Here is a 15,344-nt window from a genome sequence, read left to right as displayed (position 1 = left end):
GGCCCGAAGACCACCCTTCTGCTCCGACACGCCCTGGTTTCATCCGTCTGCGCCGAGAATCAGCCCCGAGGTGGGAACACCCGTCCCGGCGGTGACGAGCACGTGCCGGGCGCCCGGCACCTGGTTGACCGAGGTGCCGCGCAGCAGCCGGACCGCCTCCGCGACGCCGTTCATGCCGTGCAGATAGGCCTCCCCCAGCTGCCCGCCGTGGGTGTTCAGCGGCAGCGCGTCCGCCGCCACGAAGGCGCCGCCCTCGCCGGGCCCGCAGAAGCCGAACTCCTCCAGTTGCAGAAGTACGTAGGGCGTGAAGTGGTCGTAGAGGATCGCCGCGTCGACGTCCGCCGGCCGCAGTCCGCTGCCCGCCCACAGTTGCCGGGCGACGACGCCCGCCTCGGGCAGTCCGGCCGGTTCGTCGCCGTAGAAGCCGGTCATCTGCTCCTGGCCCCGGGCGGCGCCCTGCGCGGCGGCGGTGATCACGGCGGGCGGGTGCGGCAGCGTACGGGCCCTCTCGAGGGAGGTGACGACGAGCGCCTGGCCCCCGTCGGTCTCCTGGCAGCAGTCCAGCAGCCGCAGCGGCTCGGCGATCCAGCGGGAGGCCGCGTGGTCGGCGAGGGTGATGGGCCTGCCGTGGAAGTGGGCGGCCGGATTGCGGGCCGCGTGCCGCCGGCCGGCGACCGCGACGTGGCCGAACACCTCGGGCGTCAGCCCGTACGCGTGGAGGTAGCGGCGGGCGGTCATGGCCACCCAGGAGGCGGGGGTGAGCAGACCGAAGGGCAGCACCCAGCCGAGCGCGACCCCCTCGGCGGACGGTTGCCGGTGCTGCACCCCGGCGCCGAAGCGACGCCCGGAGCGCTCGTTGAAGGCGCGGTAGCAGACGACGACCTCGGCGACCCCGGTCGCGACGGCGAGGGCCGCCTGCTGGACGGTGGCGCAGGCCGCACCGCCGCCGTAATGGACGCGGGAGAAGAAGGACAGCTCCCCGATGCCGACCGCACGGGCCAGCGTGATCTCGGGGCTGGTGTCCATGCTGAAGGTGACCATGCCGTCGACGTCGCCGGGGCCCAGCCCGGCGTCCGCGAGGGCGGCCCGCACGGCCTCGGCGGCCAGGGCGAGCTCGCTGCGGCCGGAGTCCTTGGTGAAGGCGGTGGCCCCGATGCCGACGACGGCGGCCCTGCCGCCCAGGGCGTCCGGGCGCCGGGTGCTCACGCGCCCTCCTCGGGGCGACGGGGAAGGGCCACGGTGACGGTGCCCGTGACGTGATGGCCGAGGCTGTTGGTGCCGGTGATGCCGACTTCGGCGATGCGTTCGTCCGCACATACGGAGTTAATTGTTCCGGTCAAAACGAGGGTGTCGCCCGGGTAGTTGGGCACCCCCAGGCGGATGGCGACCTTGCGCAGCACGGCGTCGGGGCCGAAGCGATCGGCGACGTAATCGGTGACGTAGCGGCCGACGAGGCCATTGGTGGTGAGGATGTTCATGAAGATGTCCGGGGCCCCCTTGGCCCGGGCCGCCTCGGCGTCGTGGTGCACGTCCTGGTAGTCGCGGGAGGCGAGGGCGCCGGCGACGATGAGCGTGCGCGTGACGGGGACGGTGAGGGCGGGCAGCGCCTCGCCGGGGCGCGGGAGGGCCGTCATGATCCGGTCCCGTTCGCGACCTCGGCGCCGCCCGCTTCCCGCGCACGGAAGAACGGCAGCTCCAGGTCCTCGTCCACGCGGACGAACTCCAGCGAGACCGGCATCCCGACGCGGACCCGCTCCGGCTCCACGCCGATGACATTACTGATCATCCGTACGCCCTCGGCGAGTTCGATCAACCCGACGGCATAGGGCGGCTCGAAGGCCGGGAACGGCGGGTGGTGCATCACGACGTACGAGAAGACCGTGCCGGCGCCGCCCGCCTCGACGGCCGACCAGCGCGCGGACCCGCAGTCCCCGCACCCCGGCAACCAGGGGAAACGCAGCTTTCCGCAGCCCCCGCAGCGCTGGATGAGCAGCCGGTGGGCCGCGACGCCGTCCCAGAAGCCGGCGTTGTCGCGGTTGATCACGGGGCGGGGGCGCCGTGGGGCGGGAGCGGGGTCCGGGGGCGCGGTGGCCCGGGGGCGCGGCGCGTACCTCAGCACCCGGAAGCGGTGGATGCCGGCGAGCTCGCCACCGGCCCTGATCTCGGTCCGCGTGGTGAGGAAGTGACCGGTGCCGAGCGCCGTCGTCTTGCGGGGCGAGACGGACTCGATCACCTCCTCGAAGGTGATCACGTCCCCGGGCCGCAGCGGCCGGAGATACTCCTGCTCGCAGTCGGTCGCGACGACGGCGGTACAACCGGCCCCCTCGAGCAGGGCCAGCAGCTCCTCGTACGCACGTGACCGCTTGGCCGCGCCGCCGGAGAGGCCGCCCAGCGTCCAGGCCTGGAGCATGGTGGCCGGGGCGACGGGGTCCGCGCCCGCGCGGTCCGGGCCGGTGTGGCCCATGGCCTCGCACCAGTGCCTGATCATGGGGACGTTGACGGGGTCCGGGCCACGGCCGGAGACGGCCGGGCGGCCTTCGTACGCCTTGAGCCGCTCGTACGGCAGCTCGGGCCGTTGCCGGGACTGCGACTCGGACCGCTGCTCGGGCTGCGACTCGCTCTGGGCGCTCTGGTCGCTCACCTATCTGACTGTCCGTCAGGTGAGTCGGGGCTGTCAAGGTGCCGTGCCCGGGAGCGCGAACGACCGCGCGGCGGCACCGGAGTGCCGCCGCGCGGTTCATACAGACCCTGTCCAACTCTCACCACATCACCCTGTGTCACCCCGGGGGGCGGGGGGCGCCGGGCGAGCTCCCGGTGTCACCCCCGGGAGCCCTCCCGGGTCACCAGATGTTGGTGAAGGTGATCCGCACGTTCTCCTGCTGGATCGCGGTGTGCCCGTGATGGCCGGATCCGTTGACGCTCGCTGTGTTCGCCTGGTTCGAGGCGCCGGGGCCGTTGGCCTGCTGCTGGGTGGTCGTGCTGTTGCCGTGGTTGCTTCCCCCGACGCCACTCCCCACGACCCCGGCGGCGGCCGCGTTGGAACCGCGGTTGGCCAGCTGGCCCCCGTCGTCGGCCTGAGCGGTGCCGGCGAAGAAGAGGGCGGCCATCGGGAGAGCCACGAGGGCGGCGAAGACGCGGGCGGCAGTGCGGGTGCTTGCCATGTCAATTCCTCCACAGGAACAGGAACTACGGGACCTTGCCGGGTGGTTGGCCGACCGCCCCGGCGCTGGCTTGTTTCGACGTCGCGCCTCCAGATTTGCCCACCGAATCTCCACCGAACCCCCAGGCTGTCCTCATTCCCTCGCAAGCATGACACCCCGTGATTAAACCCCCACCTCACCAAAAAGCCGCGTATCGGCCCTAACTCGGCACCCTCACGTCCCATACGCCCCAAGTGCCGAACCGTTTCGGCAGAAATGTGGCCAACCGCCCCGACCCACACGAGATCTGCGCGATTTTTCGCGACTTTCGCGACACCGGCACGTCCCTCCCGCTCCCTCCGACCGGAAACGGGGACGTCCTGCATGACGGCCCGATCCACCGCCCGGTCCCGCCCGGCCAGCCGCCGCCGGGGCCATGGCGGCGCGATCGGGCCGCCGCTCGGCGGGTCGCCACAGGCGGCCCATTTCTCACGTCAGCAACGCGAGTTCACCGAAATCACAGGAAGGTGCCCGATGAACCTCATACTCCAGGCTCTGCCCGTCGCCGCTCCGACCGTCGGCTGGGTCACACACGCGTTCTTCCTGGCCCGTCGGCTCCGTACGGCACGCACCGACCGCCTCACCGGACTCATGCGCCGCGAGGAGTTCACCGCCCGCGGCCCGCGCGCCCTGCGCCACCCGCACACCGCCGTCCTGCTGCTGGACCTCAACGGCTTCAAGCAGATCAACGACACCCACGGGCACGAGGTGGGCGACCAGGTGATCGCGGCCGTCGGCCGCCGGCTCGCGCAGTGGTGCCGGGAGCGCGGCGGCTTCGCCGCGCGGCTGGGCGGCGACGAGTTCACCGCTCTGGTCCGCCTCGCGCCGGAGGCCGACGCCGACGCCGAGATGACGTACCTCTCGGCCCGGCTGTCGGCCCCCCTCGACACGGGCCGGGTGACCTTGTCCCCCAGGGCCTCCATCGGCCTGTGCCACACCGCCCACCGCCCCGGGGCCGGCCTCTCGGACCTGCTGCGCGGCGCGGACGAGGCCATGTACGCGGCAAAGCGGTGCGGCGACCACTGGCGGCCCGCCGGAGCCGCCGATGCCCACCACACCGCTCGAAGCCGCCGCACCGGCCGGCAGGGCCCGCATCTGACCCTGCTGACGCCGGTGCGGCGGAAGGCGTCGTAGTGGGTGTCACGGCTGTCCCCAAACAGCCGCGGCGTGCCGGGCGGTTGGCCACCGCCCGGCGTACGACGCCGGTGCCCCGCCCGTCCCGGCAGTGCAGCCGGGTCGGGACGAAGCCGCAGGTCACCGTGGTTCGGCAACGCTGCGATCGATCTTGAAAGCGAGCTAACCAGTGATCGGGGCATGCCAGAAGCGACCGAGGGGTCCCGGAATGCCCCTGATGCGCGTTCGGGTCAGCCTCGTGAAGTCTGTGACGCGAGCGGGACGTTCCGGCGCGGGAGTCACGGGAGGCGTCGGAGGCCTACCACCGTCGTCAACCCCGGCCGACCGGACTCCGCGGTCCGATATCCGGTCATCTGCAGCGGATATTCCGGGCATTCGGTTGACGACCCGTCCCGCCCGGCCCGAGTCTGCCGGGGGTTCACGGCACGAAAACCATGACCGCTGTTCCCTTCGACACCAGGAGGCGCACACATGTCCCGCACCGGTCGGACCAGAGCCCGATTAGCCCTCTCCGCCCTCGGAACGGTCGCCGCCCTGACGGCCGGCGTCGTGACCCCGGCGGCCGCCACGGCGGCGGAGTCGCGGCCACGGGCGGCCGAGCGCTACGTCGCCCTCGGCGACTCCTTCACCTCCGGCCCCGGCATCCCCCGCCAGCTCGACACCCGGTGCGGCCGCTCCAGCGCCAACTACCCCTCGCTCGTCCGCAACGAGCTGGCCTACTCCGGCTTCACGGACGTCAGCTGCGGCGGCGCGACGACCGAGGACATGTGGAAGCGGCAGGGCGCGACCGGCAACGCGCCGCAGCTCGACGCCCTCGGCAAGGACACCACCCTGGTCACGGTGGGCATCGGCGGCAACGACATCAACTTCAGCGAGATCATCGGCCGGTGCATCAACCCGGTGGGCGAGGTCCCCAGGGACAACCCCTGCCAGCGCTACTTCACGCGCAACGGCACCGACGAGCTCGACCGGCGCATCAACGAGACGGCGCCCAAGGTCGCGGCCGTGCTCAAGGCCGTCCACGAACGGGCCCCGCACGCCCGCGTGGCCGTCGTCGGCTACCCGGCGATCCTCGGCGACGACATCGAGGGCTGCCGCAAGTCCATGCTGATCGCCGACGGCGACGTCCCCTACCTGCGCGGCACGCTCCGCCGCCTCAACGCGATGCTGCGCGTCCAGGCCACGGCGCGGGGCGACCTCTACGTCAACACCAACGCCACCACCTTCGGCCACGACGCCTGCCAGCCCTTCGAGAAGCGCTACGTGGAGGGCCTCTTCACCCGCCCCTGGACACGGCCCGCCATCCCCTTCCACCCCAACGCCGCCGGCGAACGCGCCATGGCGGACGCGGTCGCCTACACCCTCGTACTCGGCCCGCGCCGCTGACCCACGACCGTCCTGCGGGCCGGCGGGCCGACCGACGGCTCGCGGGCCCGTAGGACGGATCCGGGGCAACGGGACTGCTACGCCGCCGGTTTGACGCCCCGGACGACGGCGGAGTGCATGCCGTCGGCGACCGCGTGGGTGGGGGTGATCTCCACGTCCGTGAACCCGGCGGCCTCGAGCCCTTCGCGGTACTCGGCGAAGGACAGGGCCCCGGCGATGCAGCCGGCGTAGTCGCCGCGCCCGGCACGCTCGGCGGGGCTCAGGGCGTCGTCGGCGACGATGTCGGTGATGCCGATCCGGCCGCCGGGGACGAGCACGCGGAAGGCCTCGGCGAAGACGGCGGGCTTGTCGGTCGACAGGTTGACGACGCAGTTGGAGATGACGACGTCGATGGTCCGCGCGGGCAGCGGAACGGCCTCGATGGTGCCCTTGAGGAACTCGACGTTGGCGACGCCCGCTTTCCGGGCGTTGGCCAGGGCGAGGGCGAGCATCTCCTCGGTCATGTCCAGCCCGTACGCCTTGCCGGCGGGGCCGACGCGGCGGGCGGAGAGCAGTACGTCGATGCCGCCGCCCGAGCCGAGGTCGAGGACGCGCTCGCCCTCGCGCAGGTCGGCGACGGCGAGGGGGTTGCCGCAGCCGAGGGAGGCGGCGACGGCCTCGGCGGGCAGCTCGTCCCGCTCGTGGGCGGCGTAAAGGGTGGCGCCGAAGTTCTCGTCGACGTCGATCGCCTGCGGCCCGCCGCAACACGTGCTGCCTCCTCCGGCCGCTTGGAGGGCGGCGGCCGCGTAGCGCTCTCGGACGATTTCTCGCAGGTCAGCGGGGTTCTCGCTCATGATCGCGCCTCTTTCCGTGGGCACTGTATCGATATCCTTCGATTCAAGGTTGCGCCTTGCATCGAAGAACGTCAAGATAGACACATGTCGAAACAGGGACAGGACCTCGAGATCATCGGTATCGGCCAGGACGACGCCTGCTGCACCGGTCTGCTCGCCGCCCCGCTGGACGACGACCGGGCGGTCGAGCTGGCGAAGGTCTTCAAGGCGCTGGGCGACCCGGTCCGGCTGCGCCTGCTGTCGATGATCGCCTCGCGCGACGGCGGCGAGGTGTGCGTGTGCGAGCTGACGCCGGCGTTCGAGCTGTCGCAGCCGACGATCTCCCACCACCTCAAGCTGCTGCGGCAGGCCGGCCTCATCGACTGCGAACGCCGTGGCACGTGGGTGTACTACTGGCTGCTGCCCGAGACCACCGACAAGCTCGCCGCCCTCCTCACCCGCCCCGCCGGGGAACGGCTGCCCGAGCCCGCCGGGCCCCTGTCGTGACCACGGCGCCGACGGCCCCGGTCGCGGGCCGCCTCTCCTTCCTGGACCGCTTCCTGGCGGTGTGGATCCTGGCCGCCATGGGCGCGGGCCTGGGCCTCGGCCGCCTCGTACCCGGGCTGGGCGACGCGCTGGCGAAGGTCACCGTCACCGGGGTCTCGCTGCCGATCGCGCTCGGCCTGCTGGTGATGATGTACCCGGTGCTCGCCAAGGTCCGCTACGACCGCCTCGGCGCCGTCACCCGCGACCGCCGCCTCCTGGTCCCGTCCCTGGTGCTGAACTGGGTCCTGGGCCCCGCCCTGATGTTCGCCCTCGCCTGGCTGTTCCTGCCGGACCTGCCGGAGTACCGGACCGGACTGATCATCGTCGGCCTGGCGCGCTGCATCGCCATGGTCGTCATCTGGAACGACCTGGCCTGCGGCGACCGCGAGGCCGCCGCCGTCCTCGTCGCCCTGAACTCGGTGTTCCAGGTGATCGCCTTCTCAGCGCTCGGCTGGTTCTACCTCTCCGTCCTGCCCGGCCGGCTCGGCCTGGAGACCACCGGCCTGGACGTGAGCGTGTGGGAGATCGCCCGCTCGGTCCTGATCTTCCTGGGCATCCCGCTGGCCGCCGGTTTCCTCACCCGCCGCCTCGGCGAGCGGGCCGGGGGCCGGGAGTGGTACGAGTCGCGGATCGTCCCGCGCATCGGCCCGTTCGCCCTCTACGGCCTGCTGTTCACGATCGTCGTGCTCTTCGCCCTCCAGGGCGAGGCGATCACCTCGCAGCCGTGGGACGTGGCCCGCATCGCGCTGCCGCTGCTGGTGTACTTCGCCGTCATGTGGGCCGGTTCCATGGCCCTGGGCCGCGCGGCCGGCCTCGACTACCCACGTGCGACCACGCTGGCCTTCACCGCCGCCGGCAACAACTTCGAGCTCGCCATCGCCGTCGCCATCGCCACCTTCGGCGCCTCCTCCGGCCAGGCCCTCGCGGGGGTCGTGGGCCCCTTGATCGAGGTCCCGGTCCTCATCGGCCTCGTCCACGTGGCCCTGACCACCCGCCGCTTCTTCCCCGACCGTTCCCCGGCCGGGACGGCCACTCCGAAAGGCCCCGCCCGTGTCTGACACCCCTGGCACCAAGCCGTCTGTGCTCTTCGTCTGCGTCCACAACGCCGGCCGCTCGCAGATGGCCGCCGCGTTCCTCACCCACCTCGCGGGCGACCGCGTCGAGGTCCGCTCGGCGGGCTCGGCCCCGGCCGGGACGGTCAACCCGGCCGTGGTGGAGGCGATGCGCGAGGCCGGAGTCGACATTTCCGCCCAGCGGCCGAAGCTCCTGACCACCGAGGCGGTCCGGGCCTCCGACGTCGTCATCACCATGGGCTGCGGCGACGCCTGCCCCGTCTTCCCCGGCAAGCGCTACCTCGACTGGAAGCTGGCCGACCCGGCGGGCCAGGGTGTCGCCGCGGTCCGCCCGATCCGCGACGAGATCGAGGCCCTTGTCGAGGGCCTGATCAGGGAGTTGCTGCCGCAGGGCTAGGCGGGCCAGGTCGATTACTTCGGGTCGTGGTTGAACTTCGAGGTCGACCAGAAGTAGCCGAGCACCGCGAGGCCCAGGCACCAGGCGACGGCGAGCCAGCCGTTGTTGCCGATCCCGGTGCCGAGCAGCAGACCGCGCAGGGTCTCGATGGCGGGCGTGAACGGCTGGTACTCGGCGACCGGCTGGAACCAGCCCGGCATCGCGTCGACGGGGACGAAGGCGCTGGACAGGAGCGGCAGCAGGATCAGGGGCATCGCGTTGTTGCTGGCGGCCTCGGCGTTCGGGCTGATCAGGCCCATGCCGACCGCGATCCAGGTCATCGCCGTGGCGAAGAGCACGAGCAGTCCGAACGCCGCGAACCACTCCAGGACGGTGGCATCGGTGGAGCGGAAGCCGATGGCCACGGCGACGGCGCCCACGAGGACCACGCTCGCGACCGACTGCAGCACGCTGCCGACGACGTGCCCGACGAGCACCGAAGGACGGTGGATCGCCATCGTGCGGAAGCGGGCGATGATGCCCTCGGTCATGTCGTTGGAGACCGAGACCGCGGTGCCGACCACGGTGCTGCCGATGGTCATCAGCAGGAGTCCCGGGACGATGTAGGCGATGTACGCGGAGCGGTCCGGACCGCCGCCGCCGATGCCCGCGCTCATGGTGTCGCCGAAGACGTAGACGAAGAGCAGCAGCATCATGATCGGCGTGAGCAGCAGGTTCAGGGTGAGCGACGGATAGCGCCGGGCGTGCAGGAGGTTGCGGCGCAGCATCGTGGAGGAGTCGCGCACGGCGAGGGAGAGCCGGGTCGGGCGGGCGGGAGCCAGGGGGGTGCTCATCGGACAGCCTCCTTGGGCTGGTCGGGGATGCCGGCGCCGCCGGTCAGGGTGAAGAAGACGTCGTCGAGGTCGGGGGTGTGCACGGTCAGCTCGTCGGCCTCGATGCCGGCCGAGTCCAGCCGGTCGAGGATGGAGCGCAGCTCGCGCTGGCTGCCGTCGCCGGGGATCCGCAGCGCGAGGGATTCGTCGTCCCGGGAGGCCTCGCGCAGGGCGGAGGCGGCGCTCCGGTACGCGGCCGGGTCGGTGAAGCGGAGCCGGACGTGCCCGCCGGGGACGATCCGCTTCAGCTCCTCGGCCGTGCCCTCGGCCGCGATCTTCCCGTCGTTGAGCACGGCGATGCGGTCGGCGAGCTCGTCGGCCTCCTCCAGGTACTGGGTGGTGAGGAAGACGGTGACGCCGTCGGAGACGAGCTCGCGGATGATCTGCCACATGTTGTGGCGGCTGCGGGGGTCGAGGCCGGTGGTCGGCTCGTCGAGGAAGATGATCCGGGGGTCGCCGACCAGGGTCATGGCGATGTCGAGGCGGCGCTTCATGCCGCCGGAGTAGGTGGAGGCGGGCTTCTTCGCGGCCTCCACCAAGTCGAAGCGCTCCAGCAGCTCGGCGGCGACCCGCCGTCCCTCGCGCCTGGACAGGTGCTGCAGGTCCGCCATGAGGAGCATGTTCTCCTCGCCGGTGATCAGGCCGTCGACGGCGGAGAACTGCCCGGTGACACCGATCGCGGCGCGGACCGCCTGCGGGTCGGCGGCGAGGTCGTGGCCGCCGACGTGGATCCGGCCACTGGTGGGGTCGGGGGAGATGAGCGTGGAGAGGATCTTGACGGCGGTGGTCTTGCCGGCGCCGTTCGGGCCGAGCAAGGAGAAGATCGTTCCTTCCGGGACGGCCAGGTCGACGCCGTCGAGGACGGTCTTGTCTCCGTAGGACTTGCGCAGCCCGTTCGCCGCGATGGCCAAGTCGGTCATGAGAGGTGCTCTTCCTTACAGGCTGCGGGCGGTCTTAGAGGCTGCGGGCGGTGATGTTGCCGTAGGAGGTGGTGGCGTGGATGTTCAGGCCGGCGGCGGCGCCGTCGGTGTTGTTGAGAGTGTTGTGGATGCGGCCGTAGGCGGTGCCGGCGTCGAGGGTGGCGGAGACTCCGCGGGCGGCGCCGACGCAGATGTCGCCGTGCTCGGTGCGCAGTTCGACCGTGCCGTGCAGGGCCTCGGTGATGTTCAGGTCGCCCTTCTGGGTGCTGATCTGCGCGGGGCCGTTCAGGCGGCCGAGGGAGATGTCGCCGGCCTGGAGGGCGATGCAGGTGCTCGCGCTCTCGTCGAGCTTGACCGTGGCCTGCGCGCCCTCGAAGGCGACGTCGCCGAGGCGTCCGACGCCCCGGAGTTCGGCGAGGGCCGCCTTCGCCTCGACGCGGGAGCCGGCGGGCAGCTGGACGGTCACCTCGACGGAACCGGAGTTGCCCAGGACCCGGTTCTTCGCCGGCGCGGCCTCGATCCGCAGGACACCGTCGGCGTAGGCGACCGTCATCTGCTCCGCCGCCTTCACGTCACGGCTCTTGGAGGCGTTCGCGGGCAGCACCTCGACCGTGGTGTCGGCACGGTCGGCGGCGATGAACCGGATGAGGCCCGCGGGGATGTCCAGGACGGCGGAGATCGGGGCGGTGGTGGCGAACTTCTGCATCGTTCTTTTCCTCTGCTTCGGTGCGGTGTCGGCGTTTCCGACAGGCGAAAAGCTACGTTGCCTTCACAGACCCAGCAACACCCCCGTTGCGCAGAATCGCCATTCCCGCAGGTCAGAGCCGCATAATCATTGCAACGATCTTGGCAGGTAATGCAACGAAAGCTACTCGCTCGTTGCAATGAATTGAAGGTGAACGCTATGCTGGCGGCACCAAAGGGGCTACGCACGGAGGAGACGGCGATGCCGGGAGGCAGACTCACCCAGCAGGAACGCCAGCAGATCGCGCTGGGACTGACCGACGGCCTCGCCTACGCGGAGATCGCCAGACGCCTCGACCGCCCGACCTCGACGGTCACGCGTGAGGTGATGCGCAACGGCGGCCCCACCGCCTACCGCGCCGAGCTGGCCCACCGCGCCACCGAACGCCGCGCCCAGCGGCGCAAGCAGACCGCGCCCCGGGGCGCGGAGGCGCCGGCGCAGCCCCACGGACGCGACGCCGAGGCCGTGCGCGAGTACGAGGAAACGTTCACCACCGTCCTCATGGGCTCGGGCATGCCCGCGATGTGTTCCCGGGTGATGGCCTGCCTCACCCTCACGGACGCCGGCAGCCTCACCGCGTCCGAGCTCGCCCAGCGCCTCCAGGTCAGCCCGGCGTCCATCTCCAAGGCCATCACGTTCCTCGAGAGCCAGGCCTTCGTCCGCCGGGAACGCGACGAAGGCCGCCGCGAGCGCTACATCGTCGACGACGACGTCTGGTACCAGTCGATGGTGGCCGCCGCCCGGTCCATCGCCCAGGTCGTCGAGATCGCGCGGCAGGGCGTCGGCGTCCTCGGCTCCGACACCCCGGCCGCCAACCGCCTCGAGGGCATCGCCCGCTTCCTCGACTTCGTCTCCGAGAGCACCTCCCGCGCCGCGGAGCAGGCCCGCGAGATCCTCCACACGAAACCCGGGACGACCTCCGAGTAGGCAGGTCCGCGACCTAGGCGCCGGGGTTGACGGGCCGCTTGTAGTACCGCCAGGGGAACCATCCCGCGCCGACCGGAATCCATCCTTCCGATTGCAGCCGCCGGTGTCGCGCGGCGGAGGGGAGCGCAACGCGGCAGTGCTCCCAGGGGTGGCCGGATGCCTCCACCTCGTGGAAGAGGGGGCCGTAGCCGACCATGTGCCAGCCGTCGCGGCCGGCCTCCTCCAGGGCGGCCATCTCGTTGAACGCGGACAACCCGCTGAGCTTGCGGCGCTTCGGGGCGTTCGGCCCCTCGGCGGGCGGTGCCGACGGGCCCGCGCCCGCGGCCTTGCCCGCGAAGCGCTGCTGGGCGGCCTGACGGCTCACCCCCAGGACGCGGCCCACCGTCTCCCAGCTGTGGCCGGCGGCCCTGGCGCCCTGGACGGACTCGCGCAGCAGCCGGCTCGCCTCCTCAGCGCCGACGCGCGAGGCGTCCACCAGGCGCAGATACCCGTGGGCATCGTGTTCGAGCGAGTCGGCCAGCCCCTCGGGGGCGCCGAGGACGGCTGCGGCGATCCCTTCCCGGATCCGGTCCATCTCCACCGGGTGCAGCAGCGGTTCGTCACTCATCAGCGCACTCCGGCAAGGGGCTCGAGGGCGTCAAGGATCGCCTCGTCGCGGCGCGCCTGCTCGGTGTCGCGGGCCGCCGCCCGGGCGGCCAGGCCGGCCGTGCAGGCGATGAGCGCCAGGCCCACCACGATCAGGGCGACGGTGGCGAAGGTGCCATGCCCGTCGCCGAACAGCACCGTCATGGCCGGCAGGCCCACGGCGAGCGGCAGCACGGCGGCCATGGATGTGGTGGCGGGAAAGAGGTCCCGATGCCGGTCCTGCCGGTCCTTCGAACTCAAGATCAACATGCGTCAAGGAAACCTTGACGCGGCGATCTTGTCAAGAATTCCTTGACGTCCGCCTCGGGCGCTAGGCCTGGGTGAACTCGTACTGCAACTCGTAGAGATGCCCGGACTCGACGGTGTCGTGGACCTCGACCGGACGGTCGCCGTCGCTGTAGACGACGCGGAAGGTGCGCAGAACCGGCACGCCGTGCGGCAGTTTCAGGAGGGCCTGCTGCTCCTGGGTGGGGATCCGGGCGGACACGGAGTCCACGCACCGGAGCGGCGGATATCCCAGCTCGGCCAGGAGGGTCGAGGTGCCGCCACGGATCTTGCGGCGCTCCATCAGCGCGGTGCCGCGGACCATCTCCAGCGGAAAGTAGGCCTTGACCAGCCCCGCCGGCTCGTCGTCGAACGTCAGGACCTGGGACCGCAGCAGGAGAGGACTGCCCGCGCCCATCCCGAGCGCCCGAACCACATGCGCCGGGGGCTCGCGCACGACCTCGACCTCAAGCAACGCGCATTCGGCGCGCACCCCGCGCTTACGCGCCTCGGTGACCCAACGGAAGGGCTGCCCCGGATCGGCCGGAGCCAGGCTCCGCGAGGGCCGCATGGTCCGCTGCCGGTGCGCGAGGACGACGATGTCCGGCGTCGCGGCGCACGCGGCGACCAGCCGCTCCTCGCGCAGTAGGTCCAGCGCCCGCTCCACGGTCGCGCGCGACGCGCCGAACCGCTGCTGGAGCTCCGCCATCGGCAGAACGGCACCCGGAGGAACGGCCCCAGACAGGATCTCGTCCCGCAAGTCCGCAGCGACGCGCTCGTGCGGGGGACGCCGGTCGGTGGTCTGCTCGCTCGTCGTCGACATGCCCCAGTTATGCGGGAGCCGGGCGGGAGGCCGCCAGAGCGCGGTTCCGGACAGATACGGGCCGACCACGCCCAGATGAGACAGTCGGCCTTACTGACCGAACTCGTACCGCAGTTCGTAGAGATGACCTGCCTTGGCCATGACGGTCACCTCAATGGGTCGCTCGTCATCGCTGTACACCACGCGGAACGTGCGCAGCACCGGCAGGTCACTCGGCATCCTGAGCGCCGCGTACTGCTCCTGCGTGGGCACCCGCGCCGAAACCTGATCCACGCAGTGGCGCGGCGGATAGCCCAGCTCGGCCAGCAGCGTGGGCGTACCGCCACGGATCTTGCGATGCTCCATCATCGCGGTGCCCCGGGCGATCTCGAGCGGGTAGTAGGACTTGACCAGCTCAACCGGCTCATCATCGAACAGCAGGATCTGCGAGCGGAGCAGAGCCGTGCCGCCCTCGGACAGGTTCATCGCCGCCGCGACGTCTCTGGGCGGCCTTACCTCGGCGACCTCCAAGAGGTCGATGCTGCCGCTGACCCCGCGCTTCTCGGCTTCCGTGATCCACCGGTAGGACCGGCCCGTATCGGCCGGTGCCATGTAGGAGGCGGGTCGAATGGTCTGCTGACGGTGCTCGCGAACCGTGACCGCCGCACCCGCACGCCCCACCGCCAGCCCCTCGGCCTTCAGCAGCTGCAGCGCCTTCTGAACTGTCGCGTTCGAGGCATTGAATCGGTCCTTGAGCTGCTGGGTGGAGGGCAGTTTGCCGCCCGGCGGCAGATCGCCGGACATGATCTCGTCCCGCAGGTCCGCCGCAATACGTTCATGCAACGATCGTCTGTCCAGCGCGTCGTCGTCCGCCTTGGGCACAGTCATCCGATCTTCAACTCGTACTGCAGCCGCTGCCGCTGCGCGGGCATCGTCATCACGTCCACCTGTACAGGCCGGCTGTCGCCGTCCAGCGTGACGCGGGTGAGGCACAGCACGGGTTCGCCGTCCTCCATGGCGAGCGTCTCGCGCTCGACTGCGTCGGGCATGCGGGCCCGGACCTCTTCACGGACATGCTCACCGGGATGCCCGAGCCGTGCCAGCAGCGTCACGGCACCACCGGGGATCTTGGCCCTCCCCGCGAGGGGAGTGCCACGCGCGATGTCCAACGGGTAGTAGGTATCCGTCAATTCCACGGGCAGGTCGTCCAGGTAGATGACCCTCCGCCGGACGACGACCTGTTCCCCGGCCGGCGACCGCAACAGCTCACCGACCTCGGAGGGCGGCACGACCTCCCCGGCATGAACGATCCGCTGGGTCCCCCGGCGCCCCTGGGTCGCGGTCACGTCGCTCCACGCGTCACGCTGGCCGTCCGTACGCGGTGCCAGATAGGGCACCGACGAGCTGATCCACTCGCTGCTGATCACAGCGGCCTCCTGCCGGTCGCGGACTTCGGGGACCTTGCCGCCTTACACAGTAGGCAACCAGGTGAGAGGCAGTCACCCTTGAGGGTATCTCGCCGCTTTTCATGAATAGCAGTACGGTCATTTTCATGGGGTGCCCGACCGCCCGGCCGACAGGCCCGCGGACCGCACCCCCAGTACGGCGAGGTCCTGCGGCA

Annotated in this window: 19 protein-coding genes; 6 read left to right on the top strand and 13 right to left on the bottom strand. The window is 71.3% G+C overall.

Features of this window, described 5'->3' with window-relative positions:
• Window positions 1–39: 39 nt before the first annotated feature.
• The 4 genes from ACIGXW_RS24000 to ACIGXW_RS23985 all read right to left on the bottom strand — a co-directional run bounded on the left by ACIGXW_RS24000 (window position 40) and on the right by ACIGXW_RS23985 (window position 3,161).
• Window positions 40–1,206: a lipid-transfer protein gene (locus ACIGXW_RS24000; RefSeq protein ID WP_071964833.1), complete on the bottom strand. Its 1,167-nt coding sequence runs from the start codon at window positions 1,204–1,206 to the stop codon at window positions 40–42.
• Window positions 1,203–1,634, bottom strand: a complete 432-nt coding sequence (locus ACIGXW_RS23995) for a MaoC/PaaZ C-terminal domain-containing protein (protein ID WP_399574948.1) — start codon at window positions 1,632–1,634, stop codon at window positions 1,203–1,205. The genes ACIGXW_RS24000 and ACIGXW_RS23995 overlap by 4 nt, the downstream gene beginning before the upstream one ends.
• Window positions 1,631–2,566, bottom strand: coding sequence for a bifunctional MaoC family dehydratase N-terminal/OB-fold nucleic acid binding domain-containing protein (locus ACIGXW_RS23990; protein ID WP_399575120.1), 936 nt, complete (start codon window positions 2,564–2,566; stop codon window positions 1,631–1,633). Before ACIGXW_RS23990 ends, ACIGXW_RS23995 begins: the two co-directional genes overlap by 4 nt.
• 274 nt (window positions 2,567–2,840) lie before the next feature.
• Window positions 2,841–3,161 carry a hypothetical protein gene (locus tag ACIGXW_RS23985; RefSeq protein WP_071964831.1) on the bottom strand — a complete coding sequence of 107 codons (321 nt, stop codon included), beginning with the start codon at window positions 3,159–3,161 and terminating at the stop codon, window positions 2,841–2,843.
• A gap of 513 nt (window positions 3,162–3,674) precedes the next feature.
• Between ACIGXW_RS23985 and ACIGXW_RS23980 the strand changes: the two genes are divergently transcribed.
• Window positions 3,675–4,334 carry a GGDEF domain-containing protein gene (locus ACIGXW_RS23980; RefSeq protein WP_071964830.1) on the top strand — a complete coding sequence of 220 codons (660 nt, stop codon included), beginning with the start codon at window positions 3,675–3,677 and terminating at the stop codon, window positions 4,332–4,334.
• Between the two features lie 471 nt (window positions 4,335–4,805).
• Window positions 4,806–5,720 (top strand): SGNH/GDSL hydrolase family protein, encoded by a 915-nt coding sequence (locus ACIGXW_RS23975; protein ID WP_071964829.1) that lies wholly within the window; start codon window positions 4,806–4,808, stop codon window positions 5,718–5,720.
• Between the two features lie 77 nt (window positions 5,721–5,797).
• Here ACIGXW_RS23975 and arsM read toward each other — a convergent pair whose 3' ends face one another.
• Complete coding sequence (gene arsM / locus ACIGXW_RS23970; protein WP_399574947.1) at window positions 5,798–6,553, bottom strand: arsenite methyltransferase; 756 nt, start codon at window positions 6,551–6,553, stop codon at window positions 5,798–5,800.
• 84 nt (window positions 6,554–6,637) lie between these two features.
• Between arsM and ACIGXW_RS23965 the strand changes: the two genes are divergently transcribed.
• From ACIGXW_RS23965 to ACIGXW_RS23955, 3 genes are read left to right on the top strand one after another with little or no spacing between them, the layout of a single operon-like run.
• On the top strand, window positions 6,638–7,039 hold the full coding sequence (locus ACIGXW_RS23965; RefSeq protein ID WP_071964827.1) for a metalloregulator ArsR/SmtB family transcription factor: 402 nt from the start codon (window positions 6,638–6,640) through the stop codon (window positions 7,037–7,039).
• On the top strand, window positions 7,036–8,136 hold the full coding sequence (arsB, locus tag ACIGXW_RS23960) for an ACR3 family arsenite efflux transporter (protein WP_399574946.1): 1,101 nt from the start codon (window positions 7,036–7,038) through the stop codon (window positions 8,134–8,136). Before ACIGXW_RS23965 ends, arsB begins: the two co-directional genes overlap by 4 nt.
• On the top strand, window positions 8,129–8,548 hold the full coding sequence (locus ACIGXW_RS23955; RefSeq protein ID WP_399574945.1) for an arsenate reductase ArsC: 420 nt from the start codon (window positions 8,129–8,131) through the stop codon (window positions 8,546–8,548). The genes arsB and ACIGXW_RS23955 overlap by 8 nt, the downstream gene beginning before the upstream one ends.
• A 14-nt stretch (window positions 8,549–8,562) precedes the next feature.
• On the opposite strand, the gene ACIGXW_RS23950 is transcribed toward ACIGXW_RS23955, so the two are convergent.
• The 3 genes from ACIGXW_RS23950 to ACIGXW_RS23940 are packed head-to-tail and all read right to left on the bottom strand — an operon-like array spanning window position 8,563 to window position 11,046.
• The gene (locus ACIGXW_RS23950; protein WP_399574944.1) at window positions 8,563–9,381 is read right to left on the bottom strand and encodes an ABC transporter permease; all 819 of its coding nucleotides are present in this window, start codon (window positions 9,379–9,381) and stop codon (window positions 8,563–8,565) included.
• A complete protein-coding gene (locus tag ACIGXW_RS23945; protein WP_399574943.1) occupies window positions 9,378–10,340 on the bottom strand; it encodes an ATP-binding cassette domain-containing protein in 963 nt (320 codons plus the stop codon). The genes ACIGXW_RS23950 and ACIGXW_RS23945 overlap by 4 nt, the downstream gene beginning before the upstream one ends.
• 34 nt (window positions 10,341–10,374) lie before the next feature.
• Entirely contained in the window at window positions 10,375–11,046 is a 672-nt protein-coding gene (locus ACIGXW_RS23940; protein WP_399574942.1) for a DUF4097 family beta strand repeat-containing protein, read from the bottom strand.
• Between the two features lie 240 nt (window positions 11,047–11,286).
• On the opposite strand from ACIGXW_RS23940, the gene ACIGXW_RS23935 reads away from it, so the two are divergent.
• Complete coding sequence (locus ACIGXW_RS23935) at window positions 11,287–12,012, top strand: helix-turn-helix domain-containing protein (RefSeq protein ID WP_399574941.1); 726 nt, start codon at window positions 11,287–11,289, stop codon at window positions 12,010–12,012.
• 13 nt (window positions 12,013–12,025) lie between these two features.
• Here ACIGXW_RS23935 and ACIGXW_RS23930 read toward each other — a convergent pair whose 3' ends face one another.
• The 5 genes from ACIGXW_RS23930 to ACIGXW_RS23910 all read right to left on the bottom strand — a co-directional run bounded on the left by ACIGXW_RS23930 (window position 12,026) and on the right by ACIGXW_RS23910 (window position 15,150).
• Window positions 12,026–12,619: a hypothetical protein gene (locus ACIGXW_RS23930; RefSeq protein ID WP_399574940.1), complete on the bottom strand. Its 594-nt coding sequence runs from the start codon at window positions 12,617–12,619 to the stop codon at window positions 12,026–12,028.
• Window positions 12,619–12,906, bottom strand: a complete 288-nt coding sequence (locus ACIGXW_RS23925; protein WP_399574939.1) for a hypothetical protein — start codon at window positions 12,904–12,906, stop codon at window positions 12,619–12,621. Before ACIGXW_RS23925 ends, ACIGXW_RS23930 begins: the two co-directional genes overlap by 1 nt.
• Before the next feature lie 61 nt (window positions 12,907–12,967).
• Window positions 12,968–13,744, bottom strand: coding sequence for a GntR family transcriptional regulator (locus tag ACIGXW_RS23920; protein ID WP_399574938.1), 777 nt, complete (start codon window positions 13,742–13,744; stop codon window positions 12,968–12,970).
• Between the two features lie 90 nt (window positions 13,745–13,834).
• The gene (locus tag ACIGXW_RS23915) at window positions 13,835–14,611 is read right to left on the bottom strand and encodes a GntR family transcriptional regulator (RefSeq protein WP_399574937.1); all 777 of its coding nucleotides are present in this window, start codon (window positions 14,609–14,611) and stop codon (window positions 13,835–13,837) included.
• Window positions 14,608–15,150: a GntR family transcriptional regulator gene (locus ACIGXW_RS23910; RefSeq protein ID WP_399574936.1), complete on the bottom strand. Its 543-nt coding sequence runs from the start codon at window positions 15,148–15,150 to the stop codon at window positions 14,608–14,610. Before ACIGXW_RS23910 ends, ACIGXW_RS23915 begins: the two co-directional genes overlap by 4 nt.
• Between the last annotated feature and the right edge of the window lie 194 nt (window positions 15,151–15,344).

Origin of the sequence: Streptomyces sp. NPDC053079, assembly GCF_044546695.1 — a bacterium.
Classification (GTDB): domain Bacteria; phylum Actinomycetota; class Actinomycetes; order Streptomycetales; family Streptomycetaceae; genus Streptomyces.
The sequence above is the reverse complement of the archived record's forward strand: the minus strand, read 5'-3'. Positions and strand labels throughout refer to the sequence as shown.

Excerpts from the sequence above, each read along its gene's own strand:
- arsM (WP_399574947.1), bottom strand. The coding sequence starts at position 6,553 with ATGAGCGAGAACCCCGCTGACCTGCGAGAAATCGTCCGAGAGCGCTAC.
- ACIGXW_RS23995 (WP_399574948.1), bottom strand. The coding sequence starts at position 1,634 with ATGACGGCCCTCCCGCGCCCCGGCGAGGCGCTGCCCGCCCTCACCGTC.
- ACIGXW_RS23980 (WP_071964830.1), top strand. The coding sequence starts at position 3,675 with ATGAACCTCATACTCCAGGCTCTGCCCGTCGCCGCTCCGACCGTCGGC.
- ACIGXW_RS23915 (WP_399574937.1), bottom strand. The coding sequence starts at position 14,611 with ATGACTGTGCCCAAGGCGGACGACGACGCGCTGGACAGACGATCGTTG.
- ACIGXW_RS23950 (WP_399574944.1), bottom strand. The coding sequence starts at position 9,381 with ATGAGCACCCCCCTGGCTCCCGCCCGCCCGACCCGGCTCTCCCTCGCC.
- ACIGXW_RS23920 (WP_399574938.1), bottom strand. The coding sequence starts at position 13,744 with ATGTCGACGACGAGCGAGCAGACCACCGACCGGCGTCCCCCGCACGAG.
- ACIGXW_RS23985 (WP_071964831.1), bottom strand. The coding sequence starts at position 3,161 with ATGGCAAGCACCCGCACTGCCGCCCGCGTCTTCGCCGCCCTCGTGGCT.
- ACIGXW_RS23940 (WP_399574942.1), bottom strand. The coding sequence starts at position 11,046 with ATGCAGAAGTTCGCCACCACCGCCCCGATCTCCGCCGTCCTGGACATC.
- ACIGXW_RS23925 (WP_399574939.1), bottom strand. The coding sequence starts at position 12,906 with ATGTTGATCTTGAGTTCGAAGGACCGGCAGGACCGGCATCGGGACCTC.
- ACIGXW_RS23935 (WP_399574941.1), top strand. The coding sequence starts at position 11,287 with ATGCCGGGAGGCAGACTCACCCAGCAGGAACGCCAGCAGATCGCGCTG.
- ACIGXW_RS23930 (WP_399574940.1), bottom strand. The coding sequence starts at position 12,619 with ATGAGTGACGAACCGCTGCTGCACCCGGTGGAGATGGACCGGATCCGG.
- ACIGXW_RS23965 (WP_071964827.1), top strand. The coding sequence starts at position 6,638 with ATGTCGAAACAGGGACAGGACCTCGAGATCATCGGTATCGGCCAGGAC.
- ACIGXW_RS23975 (WP_071964829.1), top strand. The coding sequence starts at position 4,806 with ATGTCCCGCACCGGTCGGACCAGAGCCCGATTAGCCCTCTCCGCCCTC.
- ACIGXW_RS23945 (WP_399574943.1), bottom strand. The coding sequence starts at position 10,340 with ATGACCGACTTGGCCATCGCGGCGAACGGGCTGCGCAAGTCCTACGGA.